At 72.0% G+C, this 18,128-nt stretch carries 13 protein-coding genes and 1 pseudogene; 9 read left to right on the top strand and 5 right to left on the bottom strand.

Annotated elements, in window-relative coordinates; all coding sequences use genetic code 11:
• Nucleotides 1-41: 41 nt before the first annotated feature.
• The 3 genes and pseudogenes from E4F25_RS03535 to E4F25_RS03525 all read right to left on the bottom strand — a co-directional run bounded on the left by E4F25_RS03535 (nt 42) and on the right by E4F25_RS03525 (nt 3,266).
• Nucleotides 42-1,568 carry a pseudouridine synthase gene (locus E4F25_RS03535; protein WP_140908854.1) on the bottom strand — a complete coding sequence of 509 codons (1,527 nt, stop codon included), beginning with the start codon at nt 1,566-1,568 and terminating at the stop codon, nt 42-44.
• Nucleotides 1,569-1,584: 16 nt separating this feature from the next.
• Nucleotides 1,585-2,280 (bottom strand): annotated as a pseudogene (gene scpB, locus E4F25_RS03530) (SMC-Scp complex subunit ScpB); the annotation flags it as partial.
• Between the two features lie 50 nt (nt 2,281-2,330).
• Nucleotides 2,331-3,266 (bottom strand): segregation and condensation protein A, encoded by a 936-nt coding sequence (locus tag E4F25_RS03525; protein ID WP_140908852.1) that lies wholly within the window; start codon nt 3,264-3,266, stop codon nt 2,331-2,333.
• Nucleotides 3,267-3,477: 211 nt separating this feature from the next.
• Between E4F25_RS03525 and E4F25_RS03520 the strand changes: the two genes are divergently transcribed.
• The 3 genes from E4F25_RS03520 to E4F25_RS03510 are packed head-to-tail and all read left to right on the top strand — an operon-like array spanning nt 3,478 to nt 5,128.
• A complete protein-coding gene (locus tag E4F25_RS03520; protein WP_140908851.1) occupies nt 3,478-3,777 on the top strand; it encodes a YciI family protein in 300 nt (99 codons plus the stop codon).
• Nucleotides 3,778-3,809: 32 nt separating this feature from the next.
• Entirely contained in the window at nt 3,810-4,061 is a 252-nt protein-coding gene (locus E4F25_RS03515) for a BolA family protein (protein WP_140910304.1), read from the top strand.
• 59 nt (nt 4,062-4,120) lie between these two features.
• Complete coding sequence (locus E4F25_RS03510) at nt 4,121-5,128, top strand: LacI family DNA-binding transcriptional regulator (RefSeq protein WP_140908850.1); 1,008 nt, start codon at nt 4,121-4,123, stop codon at nt 5,126-5,128.
• Here E4F25_RS03510 and pgl read toward each other — a convergent pair.
• Nucleotides 5,113-5,808, bottom strand: a complete 696-nt coding sequence (gene pgl, locus E4F25_RS03505) for a 6-phosphogluconolactonase (RefSeq protein ID WP_140908849.1) — start codon at nt 5,806-5,808, stop codon at nt 5,113-5,115. The two genes, E4F25_RS03510 and pgl, sit on opposite strands and share 16 nt — an antisense overlap.
• Complete coding sequence (gene glk, locus E4F25_RS03500; protein WP_140908848.1) at nt 5,805-6,773, bottom strand: glucokinase; 969 nt, start codon at nt 6,771-6,773, stop codon at nt 5,805-5,807. The genes pgl and glk overlap by 4 nt, the downstream gene beginning before the upstream one ends.
• A gap of 84 nt (nt 6,774-6,857) precedes the next feature.
• On the opposite strand from glk, the gene smc reads away from it, so the two are divergent.
• From smc to gyrA, 6 genes are all read left to right on the top strand, one after another.
• Nucleotides 6,858-10,361, top strand: coding sequence for a chromosome segregation protein SMC (gene smc, locus E4F25_RS03495; protein ID WP_140908847.1), 3,504 nt, complete (start codon nt 6,858-6,860; stop codon nt 10,359-10,361).
• Nucleotides 10,362-10,386: 25 nt separating this feature from the next.
• Nucleotides 10,387-11,133 (top strand): cell division protein ZipA, encoded by a 747-nt coding sequence (gene zipA / locus E4F25_RS03490; RefSeq protein ID WP_140908846.1) that lies wholly within the window; start codon nt 10,387-10,389, stop codon nt 11,131-11,133.
• 108 nt (nt 11,134-11,241) lie between these two features.
• Complete coding sequence (gene ligA, locus E4F25_RS03485) at nt 11,242-13,332, top strand: NAD-dependent DNA ligase LigA (RefSeq protein ID WP_140908845.1); 2,091 nt, start codon at nt 11,242-11,244, stop codon at nt 13,330-13,332.
• Nucleotides 13,322-14,302, top strand: a complete 981-nt coding sequence (gene epmA, locus E4F25_RS03480) for an EF-P lysine aminoacylase EpmA (protein WP_140908844.1) — start codon at nt 13,322-13,324, stop codon at nt 14,300-14,302. The genes ligA and epmA overlap by 11 nt, the downstream gene beginning before the upstream one ends.
• Nucleotides 14,303-14,357: 55 nt before the next feature.
• Nucleotides 14,358-15,422 carry an S-methyl-5-thioribose-1-phosphate isomerase gene (gene mtnA, locus E4F25_RS03475; RefSeq protein ID WP_140908843.1) on the top strand — a complete coding sequence of 355 codons (1,065 nt, stop codon included), beginning with the start codon at nt 14,358-14,360 and terminating at the stop codon, nt 15,420-15,422.
• An 84-nt stretch (nt 15,423-15,506) separates the two neighbouring features.
• Nucleotides 15,507-18,113 carry a DNA gyrase subunit A gene (gene gyrA / locus E4F25_RS03470; protein ID WP_140908842.1) on the top strand — a complete coding sequence of 869 codons (2,607 nt, stop codon included), beginning with the start codon at nt 15,507-15,509 and terminating at the stop codon, nt 18,111-18,113.
• The last annotated feature ends 15 nt before the right edge of the window (nt 18,114-18,128 follow it).

The raw sequence follows: 18,128 nt of genomic DNA, 5'->3' as shown, positions 1-18,128 counted from the left end.
GCCACCGCCATCACGCCACGTGATCGGTGGCTGCAGCGGCCTCAGCGCGGGCCGGGCTTGCCCCCGCCGGGCTTGCCGCGACCGCGCGGTCCGCCGCCGGGACGGCCGCCAGGCCGGCCGCCGGGGCGCGCACCCGGGCGCGGGCCGCGCGGCTTGTCGCCGTACGGATTGAAGCCGCCCGGGTTGGCGTGGTCGGAGGGGAAGCTCGGCGCGTTGCCGGGATGGCCGTAGGGATGCGCGGCCTTGGCGCTGCCCGGGCGCTGTTCGCGGCGCGCGCCGGGGGCGCTGCCGTTGCGCGGTTTGCCGCCGGCGGGACCGTTGCGACCGGCGCCGCGCCTGGCGCCGCGGGCGCCGTCGGGGTTGCGGTGTCCGCTGGGGCCGGTATCGACGCCGTCGGGCACGTACCAGGTACGGAACGCCGCCGGGTTTTCCTGGCCGGCGCCGCCCTGGCCCTTGCCGCGGCGCTGGCCGGGCTGGCGCGGACCCTTCGGCTTGAAGGCCTTGTTGGCCTGCTTGGCCGCGGCCTCGCCGCTGACGGTCAGGCCGCCGTGGGGCTTGCGCCCGCGGCCGCCGCGGCGGTCTTCGCGCACGTGGTCGAAGCGGCGCAGTTCGCGGCCCTCGTCGGCGGTGTTGTGGCCGCCGACGTAGCCGGCCCCGCTGCGCCCGCCGACGTGCACGGTCGACTTGGCCGCCTTGCGCTGGCCGATCACCGGCTGCAGGGTCAGCGCGCTCGGGGTGCCTTCCTCGAGGCCGAGCTGCCTGCGCAGAGCGTCGACGCGGTCGGGGGGGAGTTCCTGGGTCTGCCCGCGCAGCAGCGGCTGCGGGAGTTCCACGCTGCCGTACCGGACGCGCTTCAGGCGGCTGACCTGGCAGCCCTGCGATTCCCAAAGCCGGCGCACCTCACGGTTGCGGCCTTCCTTGAGCAGTACGCGGAACCAGTCATGCGAGTCGGTGCCGCCGATGCGCTCGATCGCGTCGAACTTCGCCGGGCCGTCCTCGAGCGCGACCCCGCGCGCCAGGCGGTCGACGATCCTGTCGGACACCGTGTCCTCGCCCTCGGGCGCGCGCACGCGGCACACGTACTCGCGTTCGATCTCGTGCGAGGGGTGCATCATCGCGTTGGCCAGCTCGCCGTCGGTGGTGAGCAGCAGCAGGCCGGTGGTGTTGATGTCGAGGCGGCCGATCGAGATCCAGCGCGCGCCCTTGAGCGCAGGCAGCGAGTCGAAGATGGTCGGGCGGCCCTCGGGATCCTCGCGCGTGGTGACCTCGCCCTCGGGCTTGTTGTACATCAGCACCCGTGGCGGCTCGGTCAGCACGGTGGCGACGAAGCTGCGGCCGTCGATCTCGATGCGGGCGCCGCCGGCGATGCTCATGCCGACCGTGGCGACCTCGCCGTTGACCTTGACCATGCCGTCGGCGATGCGCTGCTCGAGCGCGCGCCGCGAGCCGAGCCCGGCCTGCGCCAGCACCTTGTGCAGGCGCTCCTCCAGCTTCGGCTGCGCCGGGGCGGCGCTATCGCCGCGCTTCAGGGTCAGCCGGCGGCTGCCCTTGTCTTCCTGTTCACTCATCTGCTTCTTCTTGCCTGGTGTCTGCGTCTTCGTCGGCGGTTGCCGCGTCGATGTCGGTGTTGGTGTCGGCTTGGTTGCCGTCGTCGTCGTCGTCGTCGTTGGCCGGGATGTCGCCCAGCGCCATCGCGTCGGCCTTCGCCTGCGCCTCGGCGGCGCCGTCGAACGCGAGCTGCGGTTCCAGCTCGCCGATGTCCTTGAGCTCGGACAGCGGCGGCAGGTCGTCCAGCCGCTTCAGCCCGAAGTAGTCGAGGAACGCCTTGGTCGTTGCGAGCAGTTCCGGCTTGCCGGGAACGTCGCGGTGGCCGACCACGCGGATCCAGTCGCGCTCCTCGAGCGCCTTGATGATGTTGCTGTTGACCGCGACGCCGCGGACCTGTTCGATCTCGCCGCGGGTGATCGGCTGCCGGTAGGCGATCAGCGCCAGCGTCTCCAGGGTGGCGCGCGTGTAGCGGGTCTGGCGTTCGGTCCACAGCCGCGCGACCCACTGGTGCACGTCGGCCTTGACCTGGTAGCGGTACCCCGACGCGACCTCGACCAGTTCCACGCCACGGTCGCCGCAAGCCTCCTGCAGGGTAGCGAGGGCCTGCTGAACGGCGCCTTCAGGCGGCTGCTCGTCGAGCGGGAACAGCCCGTGCAACTGGGCCACGGTCAGCGGCTGGTTGGCGGCCAGCAGCGCGGCCTCGACGATGCGGGTGATCAGTGCCTGGTCCATGCGGGATCCGGTCCTGTGTCCTGTCCTGTGTGCAATGCTGTCGTGCCGGTTCAGGCGCTGGCGCCTTCGCCGGGCTCGTCGTCGAACTCGCTGGCCAGGCCGGCCGCGGCGTCCTCGCCGGCTTCCGCCGCGAGCGACTTCACGTAGATCGGGCCGACCAGCGCCGGGGGCTGCGGCTGCTCCTGGACGATGTCCAGCAGCCGTTCCTTGGCCAGCTCGAGCAGGCCGAGGAAGGTCACCACCACCCCGAGCCGACCCTCGCGCGGCTCGAACAGCGACTCGAAGCGGTGGAAGCTGCCGTCGCGCAGGCGCTGCAGCAGCTCGCCCATGCGCTGGCGCACGCTGAGCGCGTCGCGCTTGATCGCGTGCTGGGTGTACAGCTCGGCGCGCTTGAGCACGTCGTGCAGCGCCAGCAGCATCTCGCGCAGGTCCACCGGCGGCGGCAGCCGCACCGCGGCGCGGTCGGGCACGAACGCCGACACGGTGCTGGTGTCGCGCTCCAGCCGGGGCAGGCCGTCCAGGTCCTCGGCCGCCTGCTTGAAGCGCTCGTACTCCTGCAGCCGGCGCACCAGCTCGGCGCGCGGGTCGCCTTCCTCGTCCTCGGCCAGCTCCGAGCGCGGCAGCAGCATCCGCGACTTGATCTCGGCCAGGATCGCGGCCATCACCAGGTACTCGGCGGCCAGCTCGAAGCGCATCTCGTGCATGGCCTGGATGTAGTCCACGTACTGGCGGGTGATCTCCGCCACCGGGATGTCGAGGATGTCCAGGTTCTGCCGCCGGATCAGGTACAGCAGCAGGTCCAGCGGGCCCTCGAACGCGTCGAGGATGACCTCCAGCGCGTCCGGCGGGATGTACAGGTCGCGCGGTATCTCGACCACCGGCTGGCCGAGTACCATCGCCAGCGGCATTTCCTGCTGCTGCGGCGGGGTACTGCCGTTGTGTCCTGCGGTGCCCGCGGGGGTGCCGCTAGCTGGCTCTGGCGTCATCGACTGGCATCGGTGGAAACCGTGCATTCCCCGGCAGCATGCGCTGCGCGCCACGCTCGGGCGGCGGCTGCCGGGGGAAGAAGTGAAGGCTTGCCGGCGCCTTGTGGAACCCGGGCGACCGGTGATGGCTGCAAGGGTACGGGGACGGTCGGGGGGCTGTCCAGCACCCGTCGCATACAATCGCGGGCTCCGGAGCAAGGTAGCGACTGCGATGTGGTACGCGATCGAAGGGCATGACGGCGCCGACGTGCTGGCGCGGCGGCAGCAGGCGCGCGCGGCGCACCTGGCGCGGCTGGAAGCGCTGCGCGACGCCGGCCGGCTGCTGCTGGCGGGGCCGTGCCCGGCGATCGACGCCGAGGATCCCGGCCCGGCCGGCTACTCCGGCAGCATCGTGATCGCCGAGTTCGGGTCGCTGGCCGAGGCCCGGGCCTGGGCCGAGGCCGACCCCTACGTCGCCGCCGGCGTGTACGAACGGGTGGAGGTGCGCCCGTTCCGCCCGGTGCTGCCGTGAGCGTCCCGGACAACAGCGCGCGGGTCGCGCGCATGCGCGCCTTGCTGGAAGCGGCGTTCGCCCCGGAGGCGCTGGAGATCGCCGACGACAGCCACCGCCACGTCGGCCACGAGGGCGCCCGCGACGGACGCGGGCACTTCACCGTGGCACTGACCAGCGCCGCGTTCGCCGGCCTGGCTCCGCTGGCCCGCCACCGCGCGGTCTATGCCGCGCTCGGCGACATGATGCAGACCGACATCCACGCGCTCGCCATCCAGGCACGCGCGCCCGGCGAGGGGCGCTGATGCTGTTGCAGCGCACCATCGGTTAGTTTCATGTCGTTGGTTGCAGCACCCGCAGGCCCATGAGCGTCACGATCAAGGATGTCGCGCGGTTGGCGAACGTCTCCGTCGCCACCGTGTCACGCGCCCTCAACGGGCGCGAAAACGTCGGCAAGGAAGTCCGGGAACGGATCCTGGAAATCGCCGAATCGCTGGACTACAGCCCGCACCACGCGGCGCGCTCGCTGAGCAGCCGCCGCCACCACACCATCGGCGTGGTGCTGCCGGACCTGCCCTGCGAAGTGTTCGCGCAACTGATGTGCGGGATCGACCGCGCGGCGCGCGAGCGCGACCTGCAGCTGCTGGTGTCCGGGCACCACGCCAGCGCCGACAGCCAGTGCAAGGCCCTGCGTTCCATGCGCCGGCGCGTGGACGGGCTGCTCGCGATCTCACCGTACGCCGGCTTCGACCTGGAGGCCGCACGCCTGCCGGCAGCGCTGCCGGTGCTGCTGCTCGACAGCGACCCCGGGATCGCCGGCGCCGGCACCTTCGGTGTCGACAACCACGCCGGGGCGATGGCGATGGTGCGGCACCTCGTGGAACGCGGCCATCGCAGGATCGCCTTCATCGGCGGACGCGAGCCGCACTTCAACGCCAGCGAGCGGCGCCGCGGCTACCTGGACGCGATGGCGGAACTGCTGCCGTCGGTCGGCCCGGTGGTGGTCCCCGGGGATTTCGACGCCGCCTCGGGCGCCCGCGCCGGCCAGTTGCTGGCGGCCATGGAACCGCGCCCGGACGCGGTGTTCGCGGCCAACGACATGATGGCGCTGGGCTGCCTGTTCGCGTTCCAGCGCGCCGGGCTGCGGGTGCCCGGCGACATCGCCCTGGCCGGCTTCAACGACATCCCGCTGGCGCGGCACGCCAGCCCGCCGCTGACCACGCTGCGCGTGGACATCGCCGCGATGGGCGCCGAGGCGCTGGTGATGTTGCTCGACGGGACGACCGAGGGCGGCGCGGTGCGCCACCATCGCGTCGCGCCCGAACTGGTGGTGCGCGCATCGACCACCCAGGCGGCTCAGGCCGACCAGTAGACCTGCAGCGGCTCCCCGGGCAGGGCGAGGGCGGCGCGGACCGGCAGCTCGCGCGCGTCGGTGCCGGCACGGGCGCGTTCGAACACGATGCGCTTGTCCTCGCCGCGCAACAGCAGCAGGCGGGTCCGGGCGGCGGCCATGCCGGAAGGGGTCAGCGACAGCCGGATCGGCCAGGCGCCGGCGCCCGGGCAGCCGGTGGCGTCCACGGCCACGCAGGCGGCGTCGGTGGACAGCGCCGCGTCCAGCCCGCGCATGCCCGGGAACAGCGAAGCAGTGTGCCCGTCGCCGCCCATGCCCAGGACCAGCACCGCGGGCGGCTCGGCCGCGCGCGCATTGGCCACGGCCACGGCCTCGTCCAGCGACTGGCCCGGGGCGCGCGGCACCTCGAAGCGTGCGCGCGCGGCGGCGCCGCGCAGCAGGTGCTCGCGCACCAGCACCGCGTTGGTGTCGGGGTCGCCGGGTTCGAGCCAGCGCTCGTCCACCAGGCCCACGTCCACCCGCTCCCAGTCCAGGGGCGCCTGCGACAGGGCTTCGAACACCGGGGCCGGGGTGCTGCCCCCGGAGACCAGCAGCCGCGCACGCGGCGCCTCCGAGAGGCGTCGGCGCAGGGCGCCGGCAATGGCGACCGCCGCGGCCCAGCGCCAGGCGTCGGTGTTTCCGAGTGCGTGGAAGTCGATCACGCGGCCACCGCCAGCGCCGCTGCGCCGAGCAGGCCCGGCTGCGGATGCAGCACCGCGATCGTGGGCACGCGCGCCATCGCCGGGGCGTAGCGGCCCTTGCCCTCGAAGCGCTGGCGGAAGCCGGAGTGCTGCAGGGAATCGAGCAGCGGCGGCACCATCCCGCCACTGAGGTAGACCCCGCTCCAGGCGCCCATGGTCAGCACCAGGTCGCCGGCGATGGCGCCGAACACGGCGCAGAACACGTCCACCGCGCGCATGCAGCGGCGGTCGCCGGCCGCGGCCCCCGCGGTGACGTCCTCCGGGCGCATCGGCCCGGGATCGACTCCGGCGATCTGGCTGATCGCTCGGTGCAGGTTGACCAGGCCGCCGCCGCTGACGATGCGTTCGTTGGAGACCCGCCCGAACTCCCCGGACAGCCGTTCGAGGATGGCAATCTCCTCCGGGGTGCCGGGGGCGAAGCTGGCGTGGCCACCCTCGGTTGCCAGCGCCCAGGTGCGGCCCTCGCGCGCGACCAGCGCACCGACGCCGAGCCCGGTGCCGGGTCCGATCACCGCCCAGGTACGGTCGCTGCCGTCCGCGGGCAGCGGCGCGGGCGCGCCGAGCACGGCGATGTCGTCCTCTCCCAGCAGCCCGACCGCCATCGACTGCGCCACGAAGTCGTTGACCAGTTCCACGGACTCTAGCCCCAGCGCCTCCAGCGCCCGCTGGCGCGAGACCACCCAGGGATGGTTGGTCATGCGCGCGAGGTCGTCCTCGACCCGCCCGGCGACCGCGAACACCGCGCGCGAGGGGCGCGCGCCCAGCGCGTCGAGGTAGTGGCGCCCGGCCTCCGCCAGCGAGCCGAACGCACCCACCGGGAAGCCGCGGATGCTGTCTTCCAGCAACGGCATCGCGGCGCCCGGGTCGGCCAGGGCGAAGCGGGCATTGGTGCCGCCGATGTCGGCGAGCAGGACCGGGTCGGCCATGGGGTGGATCGCCTGCACGGGTGCCCCGGCACATTAGCAAAGCCCCGGTATACTTCCCCTTTATCACGGGGCCGACGACGCCGCATGCGCCTGTCCACGATCAAGCTTTCCGGTTTCAAGTCCTTCGTCGATCCGACCACGCTGCACCTGCCGACCAACATGACCGGCGTGGTCGGCCCGAACGGCTGCGGCAAGTCCAACATCATCGACGCGATCCGCTGGGTGATGGGCGAGAGCGCGGCCAGCCGCCTGCGCGGCGATTCGCTCACCGACGTGATCTTCTCCGGCTCGTCGGCGCGCAAGCCGGTGTCGCAGGCCACGGTCGAGCTGATCTTCGACAACTCCGACCACACCATCACCGGCGAGTACGGCGCCTACGACGAGATCTCGGTCAAGCGCACCGTCGGCCGCGACGGCCAGTCCAGCTACTACCTCAACGGCAGCAAGTGCCGCCGCCGCGACATCACCGACCTGTTCCTGGGCACCGGCCTGGGGCCGCGCAGCTACTCGATCATCGAGCAGGGCATGATCAGCCAGATCATCGAGGCGCGCCCGGAGGACCTGCGCGTGTACCTTGAGGAGGCCGCCGGCATCTCCAAGTACAAGGAGCGCCGCCGCGAGACCGAGAACCGGATCAAGCACACCCGCGAGAACCTCGAACGCCTCACCGACCTGCGCGAGGAGGTCGGCAAGCAGCTCGACCACCTCAAGCGCCAGGCCCGCCAGGCCGAGCAGTACCAGGCCATCCAGGCCGAGCGCCGGGTCAAGGACGCCGAGTGGAAGGCGCTCGAGTTCCGCGGCCTGGACGAGCGCCTGAAGTCGCTGCGCGAGGCGATGGCCCAGGACGAGACGAAACTGCAGGAGCTCATCGCCGGCCAGCGCGAGGCCGAGCGGCGGATCGAAGAGGACCGGGTGCGCCGCGAGCAGGCGAGCGAGGCGCTGAACAAGGCGCAGGCGGAGGTCTACCAGGTCGGCGGCACGCTGGCCCGGATCGAGCAGCAGATCACCCACCAGCGCGAGATGGCCGAGCGGTTGCAGCGCGCGCGCGACGAGGCGCAGGCGGCGCTGGCCGAGATCGGCACCCACATCAGCGGCGACGAGGCGCGCCTGGCCTCGTTGCGCGAGGCGATCGCCGAAGCCGAACCGAAGCTGGCGGAACTGCAGGCCGACGACCGCGCTCGCCAGGAAGCGCTGCGCGACGCGGAGGCGAGGCTGGCGGACTGGCAGCAGCGCTGGGACGCGCATGCGCGCGAGCAGTCCGAGGCCGCGCGCGCCGCCGACGTCGAGCGCACCCGCGTGGACTACCTCGACCGCCAGGCGCTCGACGCCGAGCGCCGCCGCGAGACGCTCGCCGGCGAACGCGGCGGACTGGACGTGGCCGCGCTCGGCGAATCGCTGGCGGCGCTGCAGGCGCAGCACGACGAACAGAAGGGGGCGCTCGACGGGATGGCCGCCGAGGTCGAATCGCGCAAGCAGGCGGTCACCGAGCTGCAGGACCAGCAGCGCGCCGCGCAGGCCGAGCTCAGCAACGTGCGCCGCGAGGCGCAGGAGAAGCGCGGCCGCCTGTCCTCGCTGGAGACGCTGCAGCACGCGGCGCTCGGGCAGGAGCAGGGCGCGGCGGTGGAGTGGCTGCGCCAGCGCGGGCTGGACTCGGCCGCGCGCGTCGGCGAATCGCTGCAGGTCGAGCCGGGCTGGGAGAACGCCGTCGAAGGCGCGCTCGGCCAGCTCATCGAGGGCGTGCTGGTGGAATCGCCCGAGGCGCTGGTGGATGCTCTCGGCGAGCTCGGCGAGGGACGCCTGGCGCTGGTCGACGCCGGCGCCGCCGAAGAGCGCTATCCGGACACCTCGCTGGCCGCGAAGGTGCGGGGCCCGGCGGCGATCCGCCGCATCCTGGGCAAGCTGCACGCGGCCGAGACCCTGGCCGATGCGCGCGCGCTGCTGCCGCGGCTGGGCGAGGGCGAATCGGTGGTCACGCGCGCCGGCGAGCGCCTCGGTGCCGGCTGGGTGCGCGTGCTGCGCTCGGGCGCGGCCAAGCAGGGCGCGCTGCTGCGCGAGCGCGAGATCCAGGCGTTGCGCGGCGAGATCAAGCAGCTCCAGCACCGCGAGCAGGAACTCGAGCGCGGACTGGCGGCGTGGCGCGACCGCGCGCTGGTCGCCGAACAGCAGCGCGAGGACGCGCAGCGCGCGCTGTACCTGGCGCACCGTGGCGTGTCGGAGCTCGCCGGCCAGCTGCAGAGCCAGCAGGGCCGGCTGGAGTCGGCGCGCGGGCGGATCGAGAAGATCGACGCCGACACCGCGCAGCTCGCCGAGACGCTCGAGACCAGCCGCACGCAGGCGCGCGAGGCGCGCGCGCGGCTGGACCAGGCGGTGGCGCGCATGGCCGAGCTCGAGGACGCACGCACGGCGCTGGATGCCGAGCGCACACGCCTGGGCGAGGCCCGCGATGCTGCCCGCCAGGCCGCACGCGCTTCCGCCGAAGCCGCGCATGCGCTGGCGCTGACCGTCGAGACCCAGCGCGCGCAGGCCGCCGCGCTGGCGCAGTCGCTGGAGCGCATGGGCGGACAGCGCGGCCAGATCGACAGCCGTCTGGGCGAACTCTCGGCGCAGCTCGCGCAGGGCGACAGCCCGGTCAAGGCGCTCGAGGCCGAGCGCCAGGCCGCGCTGGAGGAGCGCGTGCGCACCGAGAAGGCGCTGGGCGAGGCGCGTGCAGCGCTCGAGGCCATCGACAACGAACTGCGCAGTTACGAACAGACCCGACACCAGCGCGACGAGCAGGCACTGGCGCAGCGCGAGAAGATCAACCAGCGCAAGCTCGACCAGCAGGCGCTGGTGATCCGCGCCGAGCAGCTGTCGGCCGCGGTGGTCGAGGCCGGCTTCGTGCTCGAGGACGTGGTCGGGAGCCTGCCGGAGGACGCGGTGCTGGCCGACTGGGAGAAGACCGTCACCGACCTCGACGCGAAGCTGCGCCGGCTCGAGCCGGTCAACCTCGCGGCGATCCAGGAGCACGCCGAGGCCGCGCAGCGCAAGGAGTACCTGGACGCGCAGGACACCGACCTGGTGGCCGCGCTGGAGACGCTGGAGGAGGCGATCCGCAAGATCGACCGCGAGACCCGCGGCCGCTTCAAGGACACCTTCGACCGCGTCAACTCCGGCGTGCAGGAGCTGTATCCGCGCCTGTTCGGCGGCGGCCACGCCTACCTCGAACTCACCGGCGACGACCTGCTCGACACCGGCGTCGCGATCATGGCGCGCCCGCCGGGCAAGCGCGTGTCCAATATCTCGCTGCTCTCGGGCGGCGAAAAGGCGATGACCGCGGTGGCGCTGGTGTTCGCGATCTTCCGGCTGAACCCGGCGCCGTTCTGCCTGCTGGACGAGGTGGACGCGCCGCTGGACGAGGCCAACGTCGGCCGCTTCACGCAGATGGTCACCGAGATGAGCGAGCAGGTGCAGTTCCTGTTCGTCACCCACAACAAGGCGACGATGGAGGCTGCGCAGCAGCTCTCCGGCGTTACCATGCGCGAACCCGGCGTCAGCCGCTTGGTGTCCGTGGACCTCGCCGAGGCTGCGCGCCTCGCCGGAGCCGCGTAGCCGACCTACGGAGGAGGGAGCCGCCATGTCAGACGTCTGGATCCTGCGTACCGGGATCATCATTGCCGGCGTGCTGCTGCTGGCGGCGATCTACTTCTTCGGCCGCCCCGGGCGCGGCGGCCAGGGCCGGCGCCGCGGCGCCGGCGACCGGCCGCGGATCGAGCCGACGCTCGGCGAGCAGCTGCAGCGGATGCAGGAAGAGGACGCGGCGCGGCGCGAGGAGCAGGCGGTGCAGGGCGAGATCCCGCTGGGCGACGGGCCGGCGCCGTCGGTGGGCGCGTCCGCCCAGCCGGCCCCCGGTGCCGGCCGCCGCAGCAGCGGCGAGTTCGAGAAGATCGTGACCCTGTACATCGCGGCGCGCGCGGGCGCGCTGCTGCGCGGGCCCGACATCGTGGTGGCCGCCGAGAAGACCGGCCTGACCTACGGCCACATGAACGTGTTCCACCGGCTGGTGGAGGGGCGCCCGGAGCAGGGGCCGGTGTTCAGCGTGGCCAACATCATGAAGCCGGGCAGCTTCGACATGGCGACGATCCAGTCGCTGGAGACGCCGGCGATCGCGTTCTTCCTGACCCTGCCGGCGCCGGTCGCGGCGCTGGACGCCTGGGAGATGATGCTGCCGACGGCGCAGCGCATGACCGAACTGCTCGACGGCGTCCTGCTGGACGAATCCCGCAACGCCCTCGGTCGCCAGCGCATCCAGTACATCCGCGACGAACTCCGCGCCTGGGACCGCCAGCACGAAGCCCCGCCGCCCTCACGCTCCCGCTGGTGACCGCAACGGCATTCTTGCCACAGATTTCACAGATGAAAAAAGGATAAAAGGCAAAAGCGGTGGCAATGATGCTCGCGCGGAACCAATCCTTCTAAATCTGTGAAATCTGTGGCTAAAAAAGACTCTCCAAAAGCGCGGGTCGCGGAACTGAGGCGGGTGCTCGAGGAAGCGAGCTACCGGTATTACATCCTGGACGAGCCGACGCTGGCGGATCCGGAGTACGACCGGCTGCTGCGCGAGCTGGCGGAGCTGGAGGAGGCGCACCCGGAGCTGTGCGACGCCAACTCGCCGACCATGCGCGTCGGCGCGGCGCCTTCCGGCAAGTTCGCCACGGTCGTGCACGAGGTGCCGATGCTGTCGCTGGGCAACGCCTTCAGCGACGACAAAGTGCGCGATTTCGTGGCCCGGATCGGCAAGGAGACAGGCGACGAGGCGCCGGTGTTCTCCACCGAGCCCAAGCTCGACGGCCTCGCCATCAGCCTGCGCTACGAGGACGGGGCCTTCGTGCGCGGCGCCACGCGTGGCGACGGCAGCGCCGGCGAGGACGTCAGCGCCAACCTGCGCACCGTCCGCTCGATCCCGCTGCGCCTGCGCGGCAAGGCGCCGAAGGTGCTCGAGGTGCGCGGCGAGGTGGTGATGCCCAAGGCCGACTTCGAGCGCTGGAACGAGGCCGCGCGCGCGCGCGGCGACAAGCCGATGGCCAACCCGCGCAACGGCGCCGCCGGCTCGCTGCGCCAGCTCGACCCGCGCGTCACCGCGCAGCGCCCGCTGGCGTTCTTCGCCTATGCGTTGGGCGCGGTCGAGGGCGCGACGCTGCCGCCGACGCACTCGGAGACCCTGGCCTGGCTGCGTGAACTCGGTTTCCCGGTCAGCGCCGAAGTGGACGTCGCCACCGGGGTCGAGGGCCTGCTGGCGTACTACGAACGCATCGGTGCGCGCCGCGACGCGCTCCCGTACGACATCGACGGCGTGGTCTACAAGCTCGACCGGTACGACCAGCAGCGCGCGATGGGCTTCGTGTCGCGCGCGCCGCGCTGGGCGCTCGCGCACAAGTTCCCGGCGCAGGAAGAGGCGACCGTGGTCGAGTCGATCGAGGTCAACGTCGGCCGCACCGGCGCAGTGACGCCCTGGGTGCTGATGCAGCCGGTGCACGTCGGCGGCGTCACCGTCACCCGCGCGACCCTGCACAACGCCGATCAGGTTGCGCGCCTGGACGTGCGCAAGGGCGACACCGTGATCGTGCGCCGCGCCGGCGACGTGATCCCGGAAGTGGTGCGCGTGGTCGAGGACAAGCGGCCGCTGGATGCGAAGGGCAGGCCGCTGCATCCGCCCTACCAGTTGCCGACCGAATGCCCCGTCTGCGGTTCCGCGGTGGAGCGCGAGGAGGGCGAGGTGGTCGCGCGCTGCACCGGCGGCCTGTACTGCCCGGCGCAGCGGGTGCAGGCGCTGTTCCACTTCGGTTCGCGCAGGGCGATGGACATCGAGGGCCTGGGCGAACGCTTCATCACCGCGCTGGTCGAGTTCGACTACGTGCGCACGGTGGCCGACCTGTACCGGCTGACCGTGGACGACTTCGTCGAGATGAAACGCCGCGCCGACGAGCGCGACGGCACCGTGCCGGCGACCGCCAAGGCCGGCAAGGTCGCGACCCGGTGGGCCGAGAACCTGGTGGCCGGGATCGAGGCGAGCAAGGCCTCGAGCCTGGAGCGGGTGCTGTACGCGCTCGGCATCCGCGACGTCGGCGAGAGCACCGCCAAGACGTTGGCGCGCCACTTCGGCGCGCTCGACCCGATCATGGAGGCCGACGAGGAGGCGCTGCAGCAGGTGCCGGACGTCGGCCCGGTGGTGGCGAAGCGCATCGCGCACTTCTTCGCCGAACCGCACAACCGCGAGGTGATCGCCGCGCTGCGCGCCGCCGGCGTTCATTGGAAGGAAGGCCCGCCGCGCCGCGCCAGCGAAGGTCCGCTGGCCGGGCAGACCGTGGTGCTGACCGGCGGCCTCGCGTCCATGACCCGCGAACAGGCCGGCGAGCGGCTGGAAGCGCTCGGCGCCAAGGTCTCCGGCAGCGTCTCGAAGAAGACCAGCTTCGTGGTCGCCGGCGAAGCCGCCGGCAGCAAGCTCGCCAAGGCCCGCGACCTCGGCCTCGACATCTGGGACGAAGCCCGCCTCATCGCCTTCCTGGAAGAGCATGGCCAATGACTGGCGGCCGACGGCGGGGGTGGGGGCGCTGCGGTTGCGGGCGCGGCTGTATGCAGCCGTGCGCGGGTTCTTCGCGGAGCGCGGGGTGCTGGAGGTGGAGACGCCGGTGATGTCCGATGCGGGCAACACCGAGCCGAACATCGCCTCCTTCAGCGTCGGATTCTCCGGGCGCACCGACGGCGGCCCGCGCACGCGCTGGCTGCGGACCTCGCCGGAGTACCCGCTCAAGCGCCTGCTCGCCGCCGGCGTCGGCGACTGCTACGAGCTCGGGCGCGTGTTCCGCAACGGCGAGGCCGGGGTGCGCCACAACCCCGAGTTCACCATGCTCGAGTGGTACCGCGTCGGCTGGGACCACCAGCGCCTGGTGGACGAGACCGCCGACGTGGTGCGCATGGCGCTGGCGCTGGTGGAGCGCGACGCCAGGCTCGAGCGCATCGCCTACCGCGACCTGTACCGCGACCGGCTCGGGCTCGATCCGTTCCTCGCCGGCGACGACGAGCTGCGCAACGCGCTCGGCGACGTCGCCGTCGACCCCGCGGGCCTGGTCCGCGACGACTGGCTCGACCTGCTGATGACGCACCGGCTGCAACCGGCCTTCGACCCATCCACGCTGCTGTCGGTCCACGACTGGCCGGCGACCCAGGCGGCGCTGGCCACGTTGCGCGACACCGGCGAGGGCTTCGCCGTGGCCGAGCGCTTCGAGCTGTACCTCGGGCCGGTGGAACTGGCCAACGGCTACCACGAGCTGCTGGATGCGACGGAACAGCGCGAGCGCTTCGCGCGCGACCAGCACGTGCGCGCCGCGCGTGGCCAGGTGCAGCCGCCCATCGACGAACGCTTCCTCGACGCACTCGCGCACGGCCTGCCGCAGTGCGCCGGGGTGGCTCTGGGCGTGGACCGGCTGCTGATGGCGATGCTCGGCACGGACCGGATCGCCGACGTGCTGGCGTTCGATTTCGGGGCGGCTTGAGGGAAGCGCGTCGCGGCTTCCGCCGCTCCCACATGGGCCGCCGTAGAATCGCGGGATGGCCACCGACATCGACTACGCCCGCTACGACCGCGTCCGTCCGATCCACTGGACCGGCGAGGCGCTGGAGCTGCTCGACCAGCGCAAGCTGCCGTTCGCGACCGACTACCTGTCCTGCCGCGACAGTGACGAGGTCGCGGCCGCGATCCGCGACCTGGCCGTGCGCGGCGCCCCGGCGATCGGCATCGCCGCGGCCTGGGGCGTGGTGCTGGCCGCGCGCGACATCGACGCCGGCACCGCGGCCGAGGCCGCGCGCGAACTGGAGCCGGCGCTGCAGCGCCTCAACGCCGCGCGCCCGACCGCGGTCAACCTGGCCTGGGCGCTGGCGCGCATGCGCGCGGCGCTGCTGGCCGCATCCGACGCCGGCTGGCGCGAGGCGCTGGAAGACGAGGCCCGTGCGATCGAGCGCGAGGACCTCGCCGCCAACCGGACCATGGGCAAGCTGGGCGCGGCGCTGATCGCGCCGGGGAGCGGCGTGCTCACGCATTGCAATACCGGGTCGCTGGCCACCGCCGGCTTCGGCACCGCGCTGGGGGTGATTCGCGCCGGGGTCGCCCAGGGCCGGGTGGGGCAGGTGTACGCGGGCGAGACGCGGCCCTGGCTGCAGGGTGCGCGCCTGACCGCGTGGGAGCTGCAGCAGGACGGCATCGACGCCACCCTGATCGCCGACGCTGCGGCGTCGCACCTGATGAAGTCGGGCAAGGTGCAGTGGGTGGTGGTCGGCGCCGACCGCATCTGCGCCAACGGCGACGTCGCCAACAAGATCGGCACCTACCAGCTCGCGATCGCCGCGCGCCACCACGGGGTGAAGTTCATGGTCGTCGCGCCGTCGTCGACGGTGGACATGGAGACCGCCTGCGGCGACCTGATCGAGATCGAGGAACGCGATCCCGCGGAGCTGCACGGGGTCGGTGGAAGCCGCACCGTGGCCGAAGGGATCGGGGCCTGGAACCCGGTGTTCGACGTCACCCCGCACACGCTCGTGGACGCGATCGTGACCGAGCGCGGGGTGGTTCTCGACCCGGATCTGGAAAAGATGCGGGAAGCCTTCCCAAGCCATTGATTTTCCGGGGAATCCGGCGTGCGTTCGACGCGCCGGCATGGTACAATTTCACGTCTTGCCGACACGGCTGAAACCGGAACCCAGATGGCTGCAGACGCCAAGGACATCATCCCCGTCAATCTCGAGGACGAGATGCGCCGGAGCTACCTCGATTACGCCATGAGCGTGATCGTGGGCCGCGCCCTCCCGGACGTGCGCGACGGCCTCAAGCCCGTCCACCGCCGCGTGCTCTACGCCATGAACGAGCTCGGCGCGCACGCCAACAAGCCGTACTACAAGTCCGCGCGCATCGTCGGCGACGTCATCGGCAAGTACCACCCGCACGGCGACCAGTCGGTGTATGACACCCTGGTGCGCATGGCGCAGCCGTTCTCGCTGCGCTACCTGCTGGTGGACGGCCAGGGCAACTTCGGGTCGGTGGACGGCGACTCGGCCGCGGCCATGCGTTACACCGAGGCGCGGATGGCGCGCCTGACGCACGAGCTGATGGCGGACATCGACAAGGAAACCGTCGACTTCCAGCCCAACTACGACGAGAAGGAACTGGAGCCGACGGTGATGCCGTCGCGGTTCCCGAACCTGCTGGTCAACGGCTCGGCCGGCATCGCGGTCGGCATGGCCACCAACATCCCGCCGCACAACCTGTCGGAAGTGATCGACGCGACCATCGCGCTGATCGACGATCCGGAGATCGACATCGACGGGCTGATGGAGCACGTTCCCGGTCCGGACTTCCCCACCGGCGGCATCATCAACGGCGTCGGCGGCATCCACCTGGCCTACCGCAACGGCCGTGGCCGCGTGCGCATGCGCGCCAAGGCCGAGATCGAGGCGGCCGACAACGGCCGCGAGGCGATCGTCGTCACCGAGATCCCGTACCAGGTCAACAAGGCGCGCCTGATCGAGAAGATCGCGGACCTGGTCAAGGAGAAGAAGCTCGAGGGCATCAGCGAACTGCGCGACGAGTCCGACAAGGACGGCATGCGCATCTACATCGAGGTCAAGCGCGGCGACTCGGCCGAGGTGGTGCTCAACAACCTGTACTCGCAGACGCCGATGGAGTCGGTGTTCGGCATCAACATGGTGGCGCTGGTGGACGGCCGTCCGCAGCTGCTCAACCTCAAGCAGATGCTCGAGGCCTTCGTGCGCCACCGCCGCGAGGTGGTCACCCGGCGCACCATCTTCGAGCTGCGCAAGGCGCGCGCGCGCGCCCACGTGCTCGAGGGCCTGACGGTCGCGCTCGCCAACATCGACGAGATGATCGAGCTGATCAAGACCTCGGCGAACCCCAACGAGGCCCGCGAGCGCATGCTCGCGCGCACCTGGGCGCCGGGCCTGGTCGGCACGCTGCTCGAGGCCGCGGGCGCCGAGGCTTCGCGTCCGGAGGACCTGCCGAAGGGCGTCGGCCTGCTGGACGGGATGTACCGCCTGACCGAGGTCCAGGCGCAGCAGATCCTGGAAATGCGCCTGCACCGCCTGACCGGGCTGGAGCAGGAGAAGCTGACCGAGGAGTACCGCCAGCTGCTCGACACCATCGGCGGCCTGATCCGGATCCTCGAGGATCCCGACGTGCTGCTCGACGTCATCCGCACCGAGCTGCGCAACCTCAAGGAAGAGTACGGCGACCCCCGCCGCAGCGAGATCCGCGCCAGCGAGGAGGACCTCGACATCCTCGACCTGATAGCCCCGGAGGACGTGGTGGTCACGCTGTCGCACTCGGGCTACGCCAAGCGCCAGCCGGTCAGCAGCTACCGCGCGCAGCGCCGCGGCGGCCGCGGCCGCAACGCCGCGGCGACCAAGGACGAGGATTTCATCGACCAGCTGTGGCTGGTCAACACCCACGACACGCTGCTGACCTTCACCAGCAACGGGCGCGTGTTCTGGCTGCCGGTGCACCAACTGCCCGACGCCGGCCCGCACGCGCGCGGCCGCCCGATCGTCAACTGGATCGCGCTGGAGCCGGGCGAGCAGGTGCAGGCAGTGCTGCCGGTGCGCGAGTACAGCGAGGACCTGTTCGTGTTCTTCGCCACCCGCAACGGCACCGTCAAGAAGACGCCGCTGACCGAATACGCCTACCGGCTGCAACGCGGCAAGATCGCGATCAACCTGGCCGAGGGCGACGCCCTGGTCAACGCCGAGCTGTCCGACGGCAACCGCGACATCATGCTGTTCGCCAGCAACGGCAAGGCCGTGCGCTTCGCCGGCAACACCGTGCGCCCGATGGGTCGCACCGCCACCGGCGTGCGCGGCATGAAGCTGGCCGAGGGCGAGGAAGTGGTGAGCCTGATCGTGGTGGACGGCGACGGCGACATCCTCACCGCCAGCGAGCGCGGCTACGGCAAGCGCACCCCGGTCTCGGAGTACCCGCGCAAGGGCCGCGGCACCCAGGGCGTGATCGCGCTGCAGACCAGCGCGCGCAACGGCAAGCTGGTCGGCGCGATCCAGCTCAGCGACAGCCACGAGGTCCTGCTGATCTCGGACGGCGGCACGCTGGTGCGCACGCGCGCTTCGGAAATCGCGCAGGTCGGACGCAATACCCAGGGCGTGACCCTGATCCGGCTGGGCGAGGGCGAGTCGCTGCAGGCGATCGAACGCGTCGACGCGTCGCTCGAGGACGAGGCGGACGCCGACGCTTCGGCGGATTCCGCGGAGGCCGCGGCCGGCACCGAGGCGGCGCAGCCGGCAAGCTAGCCGGCGGCCGCCCGG

The sequence above is a fragment of the Cognatiluteimonas lumbrici genome (genome assembly GCF_006476065.1).
In the GTDB taxonomy this organism is placed as follows: Bacteria; Pseudomonadota; Gammaproteobacteria; order Xanthomonadales; family Xanthomonadaceae; genus Cognatiluteimonas; species Cognatiluteimonas lumbrici.
This window is presented reverse-complemented; position numbering and strand designations above follow the sequence as displayed.